The sequence below is a fragment of the Blautia sp. HA3515 genome, from assembly GCF_059933065.1.
The window spans coordinates 1-14,038 of sequence record NZ_JAYFUY010000047.1; the positions used below are offsets into that span (position 1 = coordinate 1).

The following is a 14,038-nucleotide window of genomic DNA, read 5'->3' on the forward strand; positions in this document are numbered from 1 at the left end:
ATGTTTCTCTGACCATTGCAATTTTGGCCACTGTGATCTCTACCGTTCTAGGTACGATCACAGCCATTGGGCTTTCAAAGTCAAGGAAAGTGGTAAAAGAACTGCTTTTAAATATTAATAATCTGCCAATTCTGAATCCGGATATTGTAACTGCCATCGGACTGATGCTTCTATTTTCGTCCCTTGGCTTTCGGAAGGGTTATCTGACCATGCTGTTGGCACATATTGCTTTTTGTACTCCTTACGTGATCACCAGCGTATATCCAAAAGTCAGAAGCTGATCCTAACCTGGCCAATGCGGCTATGGATCTGGGGGCAACGCCGGCGCAGGCACTTATAAAAGTAATCGTTCCAATGATCAAGGATGGGATTTTTGCAGGTGTGCTTCTTGCATTTACCATGTCCTTTGATGATTTTGTGATTTCATTTTGTGTCCGGAAATGGTGTAAAAAATATTTCCATTGTTGTATATAATATGACAAAGAGGATCAATCCTACGATTAATGCCTTATCTGCCATAGTAATAGCAGTGATTGCAGTGGTGCTGATCGGGGGAAGACAGATTCCTAAATTGCTGGAAAAGTTTCAGGGAAAACGCAGCAGGAAGGTTGTACGGCTGGTCGCTGTCTAGTCGCACTGGCCCTTTTTGCCGGATTGGTCCGCATGGGACAGACGGCAGGAGGCACTCATGTACTGAAGGTATATAATGCAGGAGAGTACATGGATCTGGATCTGCTTCAGGAATTTGAAAAAGAGTATAACTGTACGGTGGTATACGAAACCTTTGAATCCAATGAGATGATGTATACCAAGCTTTCCGGCGGTGAGTCTTATGATGTACTGATCCCTTCAGATTATATGATTGAACGTCTGATCAGAGGAGGAGATTACCTTCAGTATCTTGACTGGGATCTGATCCCAAATAGTAAAAACCTTCTGACAGAAGTTCAAGAACAGAAGTTATGATCCGGGAAACCGGTATTCCTGTCCTTATTTCTGGGGGAACGGTAGGAATTCTTTATAATAAAAATGTAGTATCCAAGGAAGATTTGCAAAAGAAGGCTGGGAGCTGCTTCGGAATCCCAAATATAAAGGAAATCTGTATATGTATGATTCAGAAAGGGATTCCTTTATGATTGCATTGAAAGCGCTTGGTTATTCCATGAACACAACAGAGGATGCACAGATCCAGGAGGCATTCCAGTGGCTGATCGATCAGAGAAATACCATGGAGCCAATTTATGCAGGTGATGATGTGATCGACAATATGATTTCTGGAAATAAAGCTTTGGCTGTGGTATATTCTGGTGATGCTTCGTATATTATCAGTGAAAATCCGGAACTGGATTATTTTACACCGGATCAGGGTACCAACCTGTGGTATGATGCAATGGTGATCACCAAAGACTGTAATGAGGTAGAGCTGGCACATCAGTTTATTAATTTTATGCTGGATGATGAATCTGCTCTTTCACAATACAGAAGAAGTAGGATATACTTCTTCTGTAAAGAGTGCATATGACGAAATGATCCAGGGTACATATGAAGGGATTTCTTCCTACATACCGGATATTGACAATCCGGATAATGAGATCTTCGGATTACCAGAAGCCAAAGATCAAGCAGAAGTTTGCAGAGCTTTGGACAAAGGTTAAGGCTGAGTAGGCCGTACAACATGGTAGTTGCCGGAGATCAAAGGCTTCGGTGATTATAAATGAGTCAAAGAGGAGAAACTATTATGAAAAAAAGAATTTTTGCAGCTGTTTTATGTGCAGTATCTGTCTGCATACGTTACGCCTGCTTATGCAGATGATTCCGAGCTTGTGCTTTATACCTGGCAGGGTATGTTCCCACAGGAAGTACTGGATGATTTTGAAAGTGAGACAGGGATTAAGATCACATATTCCAACTTTGATAACAGACGAGACCATGCTGGAGAAGGTTTCCATGGCAAAGGGCGGAGACTGATGATGTGTGGCGATCGCAGATGACTATATCCTGGAAAAAGTGATACCCAGGAAAGGCCTGTGCTGAAAAACTGGATAAAGATAAGCTTTCTAATTTTGAAAATATCAATTCTCTGTATCAGGGACAGTTCTACGATCCTACCGATGAGTATACCGTACCTTATGGTGCAGGTATCCCTCTAATCGGTTATATGAACCGGATGAAGTGGACATTGACATTGAAGGCTATAATGACCTTTGGGATCCGTCCCTAGAAGACAGTATTGCCCTGACAGCCAATTACAGGGTTATCAATGGTATCACAAACCTTGCACTTGGAAAGAGCATGAATGAAGAGGATGTGGATTCTATTAAAGAAACCGGAAAGAAGCTTCTGGAGCTGGCTCCCAATGTACGTATGATCCAGGATGACAATACCCAGGATGCACTTCTTAATGGGGAAGCATCCGTAGCATTCCTTTATACTTCACAGGTTACTTCTGTACTTGCAGAAAATCCGGATCTGAAGGTGGTATATCCGAAAGAGGGCCTTGGATTTGGTATTATGGGTATGTTTATTCCAAGCGAAGCACCGGACAAGGATGCTGCTTATCAGTTTGTGAACTATATCCTGCAGCCGGAAGTATCTGCTAAGTGCTTTGATTATATCGGTTACTACTGCACCAATAAAGCAGCAGATGAGCTGGTAGATCCTAACCTGGTAGTACCGGAGGATGTAACAAAGGGCGAGATCATTCAGAATGTAAGCGCAGAGGCTGACGAGCAGTACAATAAGAACTGGACGGAGTTTAAAGCAGCCTGCGATTAAGGGGATCATTTTATTATGGAAATTTATAAAGGCATGTCTACATTTGCAGGGATCGCCATTGGGAGGATCTTTTATTATAATCGGGCAGAGTATCAGCTCAGCCAGTATCTGATCAATAATGTAAAGTATGAATTGACCAGATTTGAACAGGCAAAAGACCAGGTTTTAAAAGATCTGAAGTATCAGCTTAAGATGGCTGATCAGGAAGAACAAAAAGAAGATCTGCAGCATCAGATCAGCGTACTTTCCATGGGAAGCTTTGAAAAAGCAGTGGAAAGCATGATCAAAGCGGAAAAAGTCAGTGCAGTTTATGCTGTGATGACTACGAAAGAGGAATTGTCTGCCACCTTCGCCAGTCTGGAAGATCCGGCTGTGAAGGAGCAGATCCGGTGTGTCCGCCTAAATGCTGATCATCTGATCACCGTTCTTGGCGGAGCACTTCCCAGGATCGATCTGGGAAAGGAACCTGTGATCCTTGTATCAGACAGCCTTTCCCCTACAGAGATCATGGAAATGGATAAGGGACAGCTGCTTGCGGTTGTGACCCAGCAGGGATCTCAGGTATCCCACGCTGCGATTCTGGCCCGCACTATGGCAGTCCCTTCTCTGGTAGGGATTTCTCCCAAAGAAGAATGGAATGGATCAAATGCCATTGTAGATGGATATACAGGTACTTTGTATATCCAGCCGGACGGGGAATTTTTGAAAGAATATGAGATCCGCAGGATCGCAGATATAGAAGAACGGGAAGACCTTCTGAAGCTAAGGCATCAGAAGGACGAAACCGTAGATGGCCGTATAGTGCCGATCTATGCCAATATTGGCAATCTGGATGACCTGAACAGTGTGCTTTATTATGAGGCGGCCGGCATTGGTCTTTTGCGAAGTGAATTTCAGTATCTGGGAAGAGAGAATTATCCCAGTGAAGAGGAATTATTTGCTGCTTACAAAAGAGTAGCCCAGACGATGGGCGCGAAAAGGGCAGTGATCCGTACAGTAGACCTGGGAGCGGATAAGCAGGCGAAATACCTGAATATCCCTGAGGAAATCAATCCTATCATGGGCAATCGTGGGATTCGTCTTTGCCTTGACAGACGGGAGATGTTTAAGGTTCAGCTGCGTGCCATTTACCGTGCTTCCGTGTATGGCAGTCTGTCACTGATGTATCCAATGATCGATTCCGTAGAGGAGATGGATGCGATAGAGCAGATCCTTGCAGAAGTAAGAGCGGAGTTGGACGAAAAAAGACAGCCATACCAGGAAATCCCAAAGGCTATTATGATCGAGACACCGGCTGCAGTAATGATCAGTGAAGAACTGGCTAAAAGAGTAGATTTTTTAAGCCTTGGCACCAATGACCTGACCCAGTACACCCTTGCCATGGACAGGCAGAATCCTTTACTTCGCAACAAGTATAATGATCATCATCCGGCTGTATTGAAGATGATCCAGATGGTGGTGGATGCAGGACATAAAAATGGACGTAAGGTATACATTTGTGGCGAGATAGCTGCCGATACAAAGCTTACACGTACATTTATCCAAATGGGGGTAGATGGCCTGTCTGTAGTTCCTGCCTGTATCCTTCCAGTACGCCGGGCAGTGAGAAATACAGATCTTACAGAAGGGAAGGACTGATTTATGGAGCAAAAAAGCAGAGTGATTCTTCTTCCTTGTAAGGAATATGAGGAAGAAGAAATTTATTCTCTTCTTAAAAAAGGGTTTTCGCTGCTTGGCGGTGTTGAAAGCCTGATTGGAAAAGAAGAAAAAATCCTTTTAAAACCAAATCTTCTGAAAAAAGCAGAAATAGAAAAGGCTGTGATCACTCATCCTACGGTGGTCGGTGCGCTGGCAAGGATCCTGCGGGAAGAAGGTTATAACCGGATCATGCTGGCAGATTCCTGTGGAAACGGAACTACCAGTAAGGTGATACAAGGAACAGGGATGGATGCTTATTTGGAAAAGTATCACATCCCTGCTGTTGATTATAAGGAACCGGTAATGGTTTCCTATCCTCAAGGAATCCAGGCAAAGGATTTTATACTGCCTAAGGAGCTTACAGAGGCGGATTGTGTGATTTCCGTGTCAAAAATGAAAACACATGCATTGGAACGGATCACAGGGGCAGTTAAAAACAGCTATGGATTTATTTATGGAAGACAAAAAGCCATTGGACATACCAGATATCCAAGTGCAGATAGTTTTGCCAGAATGCTGGTGGATCTGAACAAGATGGTAAAGCCCAGACTGTACCTGATGGACGGCATCGTTGCCATGGAGGGCGATGGTCCGGGAGCAGGTGATCCTGTTCCTATGAATGTACTGCTTATGTCCACAGATCCTGTGGCTCTTGATAGTGTGTTTGCAAGACTTGTCTATCTGGATCCTGCATTGGTTCCAACAAATTATCATGGAGAAAAGATGGGACTTGGCACATGGAAGGAAGAGGAGATATCCATTCTTCTTCATACAGGCGAAGAGATTTCTTCAGCAGAAGCTGTGAAAAGGTTCGGAAAGCCGGATTTTAAGGTGGATCGTAAAAGAATCCGGCAGAATATATGGACACGAATGGCAAAGGCTTTGAACCTGTTCCAGAAAAAACCTTATATTCAGGCAGATTTGTGTGTGAAATGTGGTATCTGTGTGAATAGCTGTCCTGTGCCGGAAAAGGCGGTGGACTTCCGTAAGGGGAAAGACCAGCCGCCTGTTTATGATTATAAAAAATGTATCCGGTGCTTCTGTTGTCAGGAAATGTGTCCTAAAAAGGCAATTAAGGTAAGATAGTAGAGGAGATCACAGGCTGCGGATCAGTTGTGCAGTCTGACGGATAAATTCCGGTGTGGTGCCGCAGCAGCCCCCGATCACAGAGGCGCCATTCTCTACCAGTACTTTCATATGTCTGGCAAAATCTTCTGCTGTCATATTGTAAACAGCGTGCCCCTGGTCATCAATGGAAGGCATACCTGCATTGGGCTTGGCAACTACAGGTATGGATACGTTTTCCCGTATGTTCCGTATCACAGATACCAGCTGATCAGGCCCCACAGAGCAGTTCACTCCTACAGCTGATGCACCGGCTGCCTCCAGGGCAAGTGCTGCTTCAACTGCATTGCCGCCGCTGAAGATACTGCCGTCTGCTTCTACAGTCATGGTGCAAAGGATAGGAAGATCACAGATACTGGAGACAGCATCTACAGCCGCCAGTGTTTCTTCGATATTGATCATGGTTTCTGCTGCAAAAAGATCCACACCGGCTTCTACCAGGTATCCGGCCTGTTCTTTGTACATTTCATAGGCGTTTTCATACGTCATTTCTCCTGCCGGAGCCATCATCTTGCCGGAGGTGGTAATATCACCGGCTACATAAGCCTTGCCATTGGCGATTTCTTTGGAATAGCTGACCAGTGTATGGTTGATCTGGCTTGCCTGATCCTGAAGATTGTGCAGGCTCAGACTGCACCGGTTGCCGCCAAAGGTAGGAGCGTAGATGATCTGGCTTCCTGCTTCGATATATTCTTTCTGCAGTTTCTGAATCACATCTTTGTGGCTGAGCACCCATTCTTCGGTGCATACGCCTCTTGGCATTCCTGCTGCCATCAGATTGGAGCCTGTGGCGCCGTCAAGGAGCAGGATTTGGTCTGCAAGCTGTAAAAAAGTTTCTTTGGTCATGTATAATGCCTCCTGTAATGTGAGATTTTCCGCAATTTGGTTAGAATTATAGCATACACGTTGAAAAATATCCATTTTAATCCCATAATTTATAAAAAGAATCTTAAATTTAAGCTGCATAAGGATTCTCCTCTTGATTTTCATGTATCCAGCGTATAAAATATGGGGTGATTTTGAATACATATGTGATGAAAAGGAGAATGCAAGGATGAATTGGAAGAAAAAGTTTGACAGGGTGCCAGGTCTGGTGATCACTGTGCTTTTACTGGTGGTTTCCGTGATCTTCATGGTTATGCTTGCCAGAACAAAGATGATTCCAGATACCTACATGATTGTTGCCGGTGTGATCCTGCTTTTGTTCGTGGTTCTCACTGCAGCCCTTGTATGGCGAATGAGCAATAAGATCCGGTTTACTGTCGGGGCTTTGCTTGGGTTTGTATTTATTGCAGTTCTTGCCATTGGCGGTGCTTATGTGAATCAGACAAGGACAGCCATCACCAAGATTTCCGGAGAGAAGACGGAGATCACCAAGATATCTGTTTATGTAAAGGCTGAGGATACAGCAGATTCAGTGGACGCCACCAATGGGGATACCTATGGCATCCTTCAGGCTCTTGACCGTACCAACACAGACGGAGCTGTTGCTCATCTGAAAAGCCAGTTTGATACAGATGTGAATACAGTAGAGTTCCCAGGGCTTACAGAACTGGCAGATGGTCTTTTGAACGGTCAGGTACAGGCGCTGATCCTGAACCAGGCTTATGTGGAAGTCTTGTCCGAGATGGACGGATATACAGACATCCAGTCAAAGATCAAAGAAGTTGGTACAGTAGACGTGGAGAATGTGATCGCCGAGAAGGATGAAGAGCCGGTGAAGCCGGTAGAGACTGCTGGCGGCGGCAAGATCTATACCATTTATATCAGCGGTATTGATACAAGAGGCGAGATGACTGCCTCCAGTCGAAGTGATGTGAATATCCTGGCCACCATCAATACAGAGACAAAGCAGGTTCTGCTTGTGTCCACACCACGAGATTATTTTGTTCCTCTTTCTATTTCCAATGGAGCAAAGGACAAGTTGACCCATGCCGGTATCTATGGTATTGATGTATGTATGGATACATTGGGTATGCTTTACGATGAAGATATTCATTATTATTTCCGCGTGAACTTTGGAGGATTTACAAAGATCATTGATGCACTTGGCGGCATTGATGTGGATTCGGATTATGAATTTGATTCCAGAAACATTCTGGGATGGCATTACAACAAAGGCATCAATCATCTGGACGGAGAGTCTGCTCTTGTATTTGCAAGAGAGAGATATTCATTCTCTGAAGGCGACAGACAGAGGGGCAAGAACCAGATGGCTGTGATCAAAGCAGTGATCGCAAAGGCAATGTCTCCGGATATCCTGAAGAATTATTCCAATGTGATCGAAAGCCTGGATGGCTGCTTTGGCACGAATATCACTTATGAGGAGATCGCAGAGATCCTCCAGGATCAGCTGAAGAATGGGGGCACCTGGAATGTGGTTACTTATAGCGTGAATGGTACTGGTGCAAAGGAAAAGCCATACTCCTTAAGTCAGCCTGCTTACGTTATGATCCCGGATGAGACAACAGTAGATAAGGCCAAAGAGCTGATGGCAAAGGTACGTGATGGACAAACCATCACTCAGGATGAGACTGCTTCTGATACATCTACCCAGGATCTGGGAATCCCGGAGGATGGTCCTATCACTCCATCCCCTGTTCCCGGGGCAGGAGGTCAGTACAGATGCCCAGGATGGTACAGCTGCAGATACTGCAGCAGACACCACAACAGCAGATAGTGCTGCATAAGCTTTAGGTTAAACGAATATGTTAAAAAAGACCTGCAAAGTATTTTTCATACTTTGCAGGTCTTTTACTGTCAGGGATAAACCAATCAGGTGTTTGATCGATGATCAGAAATCCAGCTCTTTTAAGTATCTGGCAAGTGCATCTTGCCAGGTGGGAAGAGGAGTAAATCCGCATTTGGTCAGCTTGCTTTTATCCAGACGGCTGTTAAATGGCCTTGCTGCTTTTGATGCGCCATATTCAGCAGTAGTTACCGGATATACGTGGCAATGATCAGGGGCATATTCCGGATGTCCAAGGGCTTCTGCCTGACGGAAGATCTCCTTTGTGAAGTCATACCAGCTAATGTAGCCACCCTCATTGGTAGCATGATAATATCCGTACTTGTCAGTCAGGATCATATCTACCATCAGACGGGCCAGGTCAAAGGTGTAGGTAGGGGTACCGATCTGGTCATTTACCACACGAAGGGTATCGTGTGTTTTACCAAGACTTAACATGGTTTTGATAAAATTCTTTCCGTTTTTTCCAAACACCCATGCAATACGGATAATGAAAAATTTGGAAACAAGACCGGAAACAGCAAGTTCACCGTCCAGCTTAGTCTGTCCGTAAACATTTAATGGCTTGTAATCCTTGCAGTCCGGATCCCAGGGCGTCTCTCCTTGTCCGTCAAATACATAGTCAGTAGAAAGGTACATCATTTTAATGTCCAGCTTCTGGCATACCTTTGCAATATTTTCTGTGCCTGTTACATTTACCAGGCGAACCTTTTCCTGTTTATCCTCATCTTCAGCAGCATCAACAGCTGTCCATGCAGCACAGTGGATCACAGCATCCGGTTTGATCTGTGTCAGGATATTTTCTACGGCCTTGGAATCTGTAATGTCCATGGAAACATAAGGCATTTCAGTAAGACCGGGGAATGATCCTGTATACCGCTGTAAACCGGTGCAATATCAGACCCAACGCCTTCAAAGCCCCGTTTGTGCAGCTCATTCATCACATCATGGCCAAGCTGTCCTGCCACACCTGTTACAAAAAACTTCATAGCGTCCTCCTCACGATCCTTATATCAGCGATTGCCGTACATTTTTTCGTAGTAATTCTGATACTCACCGGAAATAATGGTTTCCCACCATTCCTTATTATCAAGATACCAGCGGATGGTTTTCTTGATTCCGTCTGCGAATTTTGTTTCCGGAAGCCAGCCAAGCTCATTATGGATCTTGGTAGGATCGATGGCATAACGCATGTCATGACCCTTACGGTCTGCTACGTAAGTAATAAGGCTTTCAGGTTTTCCAAGTTCTTTACAGATGATTTTTACAATATCGATGTTCTTCATCTCGTTATGTCCGCCGATGTTATAAACTTCGCCTACCCGGCCTTTATGAATGATCAGGTCGATTGCCTTGCAGTGATCTTCTACATACAGCCAGTCACGTACATTTTCGCCCTTTCCATAAACCGGAAGAGGCTTGTCATTCAGTGCGTTTGCGATCATAAGAGGAATCAGCTTCTCTGGGAAGTGGTATGGACCGTAGTTGTTGGAGCAGCGGCTGATGGTTACAGGCAGGCCGTAAGTTCTGTGGTAAGCAAGTACCAGAAGGTCAGCGCCTGCTTTGGAAGAACTGTAAGGGCTGCTTGTGTGGATGGGAGTTTCCTCGGTAAAGAACAGATCCGGGCGATCCAGAGGCAGATCTCCATAAACTTCATCAGTAGAAACCTGATGGTAACGCTGGATCCCGTATTTGCGGCATGCATCCATCAGAACAGCAGTACCGATAATATTGGTGTTCAGGAAAACCTCAGGATTTTCGATGGAACGGTCTACATGGCTTTCTGCTGCAAAGTTTACAACCATATCCGGATGCTCTTCTTCAAAAAGTTTGTATACAGCTTCTCTGTCTGTAATGCTTTCTTTTACAAAACGGAAATTTGGATTGTCCATTACAGGTGCAAGAGTGGAAAGATTACCTGCATAGGTCAGGCAGTCCAGGCAGATGATCCGGTAATCCGGATATTTTTTTAACATGTGAAAAATAAAGTTGCTTCCGATAAATCCGGCACCGCCGGTAACAATGATCTTCATTTTATATATTCTCCTTTCAGTGCAGAACATCCAGATATTTACCATCCAGAACGTCTTTTAAATACTGGCCATACTGATTCTTTTTCAGAACTTCGTAAACCTTTAAAACATCTTCTTTTGTGATCCATCCATTTAAGTAGGCAATCTCCTCCAGGCAGGCAATCTTTCTGTGCTGATGGCTTTCCATAGTTTTTACAAAGTTGGTTGCCTCCACCAGACTCTCATGTGTGCCGGTATCCAGCCAGGTAAAGCCCTGTCCTAAAAGCTCTACATTTAAGGTGTTATTCTCAAGATAGATACGGTTCAGATCTGTGATCTCCAGCTCTCCTCTGGCACTTGGCTTCAGGTTCTTTGCATATTCAACCACCCGGTTGTCATAGAAATAAAGGCCTGTTACGCAGTAGTTGCTCTTTGGATGTTCCGGCTTTTCCTCGATGGAAACTGCTTTTCCGTCTTTGTCGAACTCTACGATACCGAAACGCTCAGGATCATCTACATAGTAACCGAAAACAGTGGCTCCTTTGCCAGATTCTGCGTTTTCAACAGCTGCTTTTAACCTTTTTTTCAGGCCATGTCCAGCGAAAATATTATCGCCAAGAACCATTGCAACAGTGTCATTGCCGATAAAGTCGGCACCAATGATAAAGGCCTGTGCAAGTCCGTCCGGGCTTGGCTGTACAGCATAGGTAAGATGTACGCCGAACTGATGACCATCCCCCAGAAGCTCATGGAATCTTGGGGTATCCTGAGGAGTGGAAATGATCAGGATATCTCGGATCCCTGCGTTCATCAATACGGACATGGGATAGTAGATCATAGGTTTGTCATAGATCGGTAACAGCTGTTTGGATGTTACCATGGTAAGCGGATAAAGACGGGTACCGGAGCCTCCGGCAAGAATAATTCCCTTCATAGTAATATCTTCTCCTTTGTTTTGTAAATGGTGCGTTATTTATGATGTTTCCAGTATAAAAGATGACGTAAGGTTACTTTCAAGGACTTTTTTACAATTTTTTTAAATTTGTTACTTTTTCACAAAGAAAAAGTCCTGCATCTTTGGTGATATGAAACCCATGCTCTGTTTTTTTCTCCACAAAGGAGCGGAATTCCTTGTAATGATCCAGAATATATTGGTTCTGATTGCCGTGGCAGGAAAGGATGTAGGAGATCAGAGGCTGGGCATCAGGAACCACAAGGTGATCAGGATAGGATTCCCAGGTTACTGAGGAAAAATACCTGGACAGAATCCCGGCTCCGTTTTCTCTGCCGAATTTCTCATAAAGCTTTTCTGCGGAAAGAACGATCCGGTCATCAAAATCCTGAACAAGCCGACTTACCTCCCGCATATGGCTGCTGCCGTAGGTGGAGCACAGGAACAAACCGCCAGGCTTTAATACACGGCTTACTTCCTGGCATACATCCCAGATTCTGTCACAGTAAAAAAGTACGTGGCCTGCGATCACCAGGTCAAAGCTTTCATCTGGGAAAGGTATCTGATGGCAGTCAAAGGCAGTATAGGAAAAACGGGGATCCTCTCCTCCGATGGCTCTTCGGGCATCACGGAGAATACCGCTTGAAGTATCGGAAAGGGTTACGGTAATATTCCTGGGAAGGCTGGAAAGATTCTCTGTCCATAAAGTGCCGTCTCCACAGCCGATCTCAAGCACTTTCATACCATCTGTCAGATGACAGTGCTGGTAAAACCAGGGAAACCATCCCTGGTGGTTCACAGAATAAAGACTGTGAAGATTGATCCTGGCAGAAATATTGGAGGCATCCTGGTATTGGTTCTTCAGGCTGTTTTCCATGCCTGTAAGATGGATCAGGTTCAGCATCTGGCTCCAGTTTACTGTGTGCTCCTTTCGGATCATATCTGCAGTATCCAGTATAGCCTGTTCCACCATTTCCATCTGTTCGATCCGGTCTCGTACAAGCTTTAGCTGCACATCCAGGGAGTTAAGCATGAAGTGATAGTCTGAATCATCAATTGTCATTTTGCGGATATCATCCAGAGAAAAACCTAAGTATTTTAAAAGAAGGATCTGCTGCAGACGGGCAAAATCCGCATCTGTATAAAAGCGTGCTCCTGCAGGGGATACATACGAGGGCTTCAGGATGTCCTGCTTATCGTAATAACGGATGGTGCGAAGGGTAACGTGCGCCATCCTTGCAAATTCACCGGAAGAATAGTAGCCGGTTTTTTTCATGGGAAAATGCCTCCTTATATTTGAAATCCAGGCGGATATTATATCAGGTGTGTCTCAAGGTATTCACCCACCTGTGGCAGGCACAGATGGGCTCAGTCCTTTTGATGCTGTAATCATATTATAAATGGAATCCTGTGACAGGACAAGAATATGTATGTTTATTTCTGTGAAAGTATGGTAGTATTATATTTAAAAATGAAAATGAGGGATTTTATGAGAATTGAACTGGAAGATGAAAATAAGAAAAAGCAGCAGGAGGAACAGACCTGTCAGCAGCTGAGTCAGAAACATGAATCGGATCTTACTAAAAAAGAAAAAAGGCTTCTGGAAAAAGAAAAATTAAAAGCAATGGACTGGATGGGAAAACTGCAGTATATCTGGATGTATTATAAGGTATGGATTTTTGTGGCAATAGGGGTGGTGTTCCTGGCTTTTGGAATACGCAGCTGGATAGAAAATGCCAGGATCAAAACAGTCTTATCCATTGCTGTGACAGATTCAGCAGGTTCTGATTCTGAAACTGTGGAAGAAAACCTGAAAGAATTATTAGGGATTGACCAGGATCCATATCAGAAGGTTGATATTACAGAAACATTTGTGACAAATGAAGATGGTACCCAGCTGGATACATACAGCCAGGTGGCTTTTGTGACAAAGGTACAGGCACAAGCCTTCGATGTGGCACTAATGCCGGAAGCACTTTGCAGTTCCCTTGAGAAGGAAGGCTATTTTATGGATCTTGATCAGCTGTTGGATCAGGATACCCTTCAGGCTGCAGGGCAAAAGATACAGGGAAATCACATTCTGGTTTCAGATCAAAGTCTGAAAGAACAGTTTGGGGTTGAATATGAGCCGGTATGTGTGGCTGTGCTTGTAAATGCCCAGAATACGGAAGCGGCTTCAAAGTGGCTGAAGCAGCTGCTTATGTAGGCCGGAGAAAGACTCCGGCAATTAGTGCTTTCTCACTTTTCTTTCAATAAGATTCAGGATTCCATATAAAAGCATGGCAATGATCATCAGGATCACAATGGACATCAGTACCCAGGTAAGCTTAAAAGTCTGGCTTCCATAAATGATCAGGTATCCCAGTCCCTGTCTGGCACCGATGAACTCCCCGATGATCACTCCAACCAGGCAAAGACCTATGTTTACCTTCATGTTGCTTAGTATGGTAGGTACAGAAGAGGGAAGGACGATCTTAAATAATTCATCTATCCTGCCACCCCCAAGTGTTCGTATCAGCTTCAGCTTTTCCTGGCTGATTTCGGTAAAGCCTGTATACAGGTTGAGAATGCAGCCGAAGATGGCAACGGATATGCCTGATACAATAATGGTTTTCTCACTGGCACCCAGCCAGACAATAAGAAGTGGGGCAAGTGCGGATTTTGGCAGGCTGTTCAGGACTACCAGGTAAGGCTCCAGGATTCTGGAGATTTTTGGACAAAGCCACA

17 protein-coding genes and 1 pseudogene are annotated in these 14,038 nt (G+C 44.5%); 12 read left to right on the forward strand and 6 right to left on the reverse strand.

The features are described from left to right. The 10 genes from R1Y93_RS03450 to R1Y93_RS03495 all read left to right on the forward strand — a co-directional run. On the forward strand, positions 1-281 hold a 281-nt coding region (locus tag R1Y93_RS03450; RefSeq protein WP_500821635.1), incomplete at its 5' end, for an ABC transporter permease. Between the two features lie 22 nt (positions 282-303). Beyond that, positions 304-474: an ABC transporter permease gene (locus tag R1Y93_RS03455; RefSeq protein ID WP_500821636.1), complete on the forward strand. Its 171-nt coding sequence runs from the start codon at positions 304-306 to the stop codon at positions 472-474. Beyond that, complete coding sequence (locus R1Y93_RS03460; RefSeq protein WP_500821637.1) at positions 431-631, forward strand: hypothetical protein; 201 nt, start codon at positions 431-433, stop codon at positions 629-631. Before R1Y93_RS03455 ends, R1Y93_RS03460 begins: the two co-directional genes overlap by 44 nt. A 32-nt stretch (positions 632-663) precedes the next feature. Then, the gene (locus R1Y93_RS03465; RefSeq protein WP_500821638.1) at positions 664-966 is read left to right on the forward strand and encodes a hypothetical protein; all 303 of its coding nucleotides are present in this window, start codon (positions 664-666) and stop codon (positions 964-966) included. A gap of 133 nt (positions 967-1,099) precedes the next feature. Beyond that, entirely contained in the window at positions 1,100-1,522 is a 423-nt protein-coding gene (locus R1Y93_RS03470; RefSeq protein WP_500821649.1) for an extracellular solute-binding protein, read from the forward strand. Between the two features lie 4 nt (positions 1,523-1,526). Beyond that, positions 1,527-1,655, forward strand: coding sequence for a hypothetical protein (locus R1Y93_RS03475; RefSeq protein WP_500821639.1), 129 nt, complete (start codon positions 1,527-1,529; stop codon positions 1,653-1,655). Positions 1,656-1,769: 114 nt separating this feature from the next. Further along, the gene (locus R1Y93_RS03480; protein WP_500821640.1) at positions 1,770-1,991 is read left to right on the forward strand and encodes a hypothetical protein; all 222 of its coding nucleotides are present in this window, start codon (positions 1,770-1,772) and stop codon (positions 1,989-1,991) included. A 181-nt stretch (positions 1,992-2,172) separates the two neighbouring features. After that, a complete protein-coding gene (locus R1Y93_RS03485; RefSeq protein ID WP_500821641.1) occupies positions 2,173-2,775 on the forward strand; it encodes an extracellular solute-binding protein in 603 nt (200 codons plus the stop codon). A 15-nt stretch (positions 2,776-2,790) separates the two neighbouring features. After that, positions 2,791-4,413, forward strand: a complete 1,623-nt coding sequence (gene ptsP / locus R1Y93_RS03490; RefSeq protein WP_500821642.1) for a phosphoenolpyruvate--protein phosphotransferase — start codon at positions 2,791-2,793, stop codon at positions 4,411-4,413. A gap of 3 nt (positions 4,414-4,416) precedes the next feature. Next, positions 4,417-5,559 carry a DUF362 domain-containing protein gene (locus R1Y93_RS03495; protein ID WP_500821643.1) on the forward strand — a complete coding sequence of 381 codons (1,143 nt, stop codon included), beginning with the start codon at positions 4,417-4,419 and terminating at the stop codon, positions 5,557-5,559. A gap of 9 nt (positions 5,560-5,568) precedes the next feature. On the opposite strand, the gene R1Y93_RS03500 is transcribed toward R1Y93_RS03495, so the two are convergent. Next, a complete protein-coding gene (locus tag R1Y93_RS03500; RefSeq protein ID WP_500821644.1) occupies positions 5,569-6,444 on the reverse strand; it encodes a homocysteine S-methyltransferase family protein in 876 nt (291 codons plus the stop codon). A 208-nt stretch (positions 6,445-6,652) separates the two neighbouring features. On the opposite strand from R1Y93_RS03500, the gene R1Y93_RS03505 reads away from it, so the two are divergent. Then, complete coding sequence (locus tag R1Y93_RS03505; protein ID WP_500821645.1) at positions 6,653-8,278, forward strand: LCP family protein; 1,626 nt, start codon at positions 6,653-6,655, stop codon at positions 8,276-8,278. A gap of 114 nt (positions 8,279-8,392) precedes the next feature. Here the strand turns inward: R1Y93_RS03505 and rfbD are convergent. The 4 genes and pseudogenes from rfbD to R1Y93_RS03525 all read right to left on the reverse strand — a co-directional run bounded on the left by rfbD (position 8,393) and on the right by R1Y93_RS03525 (position 12,587). Next, a pseudogene (gene rfbD / locus R1Y93_RS03510) lies at positions 8,393-9,336 on the reverse strand (dTDP-4-dehydrorhamnose reductase). A 24-nt stretch (positions 9,337-9,360) separates the two neighbouring features. Further along, positions 9,361-10,380, reverse strand: coding sequence for a dTDP-glucose 4,6-dehydratase (rfbB, locus tag R1Y93_RS03515; RefSeq protein ID WP_158420260.1), 1,020 nt, complete (start codon positions 10,378-10,380; stop codon positions 9,361-9,363). A 16-nt stretch (positions 10,381-10,396) separates the two neighbouring features. Then, positions 10,397-11,293, reverse strand: coding sequence for a glucose-1-phosphate thymidylyltransferase RfbA (rfbA, locus tag R1Y93_RS03520; RefSeq protein WP_173726655.1), 897 nt, complete (start codon positions 11,291-11,293; stop codon positions 10,397-10,399). A gap of 91 nt (positions 11,294-11,384) precedes the next feature. Continuing rightward, positions 11,385-12,587: a MerR family transcriptional regulator gene (locus tag R1Y93_RS03525; RefSeq protein WP_500821646.1), complete on the reverse strand. Its 1,203-nt coding sequence runs from the start codon at positions 12,585-12,587 to the stop codon at positions 11,385-11,387. A gap of 213 nt (positions 12,588-12,800) precedes the next feature. On the opposite strand from R1Y93_RS03525, the gene R1Y93_RS03530 reads away from it, so the two are divergent. Then, on the forward strand, positions 12,801-13,517 hold the full coding sequence (locus tag R1Y93_RS03530) for a hypothetical protein (protein WP_500821647.1): 717 nt from the start codon (positions 12,801-12,803) through the stop codon (positions 13,515-13,517). A 21-nt stretch (positions 13,518-13,538) separates the two neighbouring features. Here the strand turns inward: R1Y93_RS03530 and R1Y93_RS03535 are convergent. Continuing rightward, positions 13,539-14,038 (reverse strand): ABC transporter permease (locus tag R1Y93_RS03535; protein WP_500821648.1); only part of this gene is annotated, 500 nt, incomplete at its 5' end.

What these genes read in the sequence shown, in the direction of transcription:
- R1Y93_RS03455 (WP_500821636.1), top strand. Translation starts at nt 304, where the DNA reads ATGGATCTGGGGGCAACGCCGGCGCAGGCACTTATAAAAGTAATCGTT.
- R1Y93_RS03465 (WP_500821638.1), top strand. Translation starts at nt 664, where the DNA reads ATGGGACAGACGGCAGGAGGCACTCATGTACTGAAGGTATATAATGCA.
- R1Y93_RS03475 (WP_500821639.1), top strand. Translation starts at nt 1,527, where the DNA reads ATGATCCAGGGTACATATGAAGGGATTTCTTCCTACATACCGGATATT.
- ptsP (WP_500821642.1), top strand. Translation starts at nt 2,791, where the DNA reads ATGGAAATTTATAAAGGCATGTCTACATTTGCAGGGATCGCCATTGGG.
- R1Y93_RS03495 (WP_500821643.1), top strand. Translation starts at nt 4,417, where the DNA reads ATGGAGCAAAAAAGCAGAGTGATTCTTCTTCCTTGTAAGGAATATGAG.
- R1Y93_RS03500 (WP_500821644.1), bottom strand. Translation starts at nt 6,444, where the DNA reads ATGACCAAAGAAACTTTTTTACAGCTTGCAGACCAAATCCTGCTCCTT.
- R1Y93_RS03505 (WP_500821645.1), top strand. Translation starts at nt 6,653, where the DNA reads ATGAATTGGAAGAAAAAGTTTGACAGGGTGCCAGGTCTGGTGATCACT.
- rfbB (WP_158420260.1), bottom strand. Translation starts at nt 10,380, where the DNA reads ATGAAGATCATTGTTACCGGCGGTGCCGGATTTATCGGAAGCAACTTT.
- rfbA (WP_173726655.1), bottom strand. Translation starts at nt 11,293, where the DNA reads ATGAAGGGAATTATTCTTGCCGGAGGCTCCGGTACCCGTCTTTATCCG.
- R1Y93_RS03525 (WP_500821646.1), bottom strand. Translation starts at nt 12,587, where the DNA reads ATGAAAAAAACCGGCTACTATTCTTCCGGTGAATTTGCAAGGATGGCG.
- R1Y93_RS03530 (WP_500821647.1), top strand. Translation starts at nt 12,801, where the DNA reads ATGAGAATTGAACTGGAAGATGAAAATAAGAAAAAGCAGCAGGAGGAA.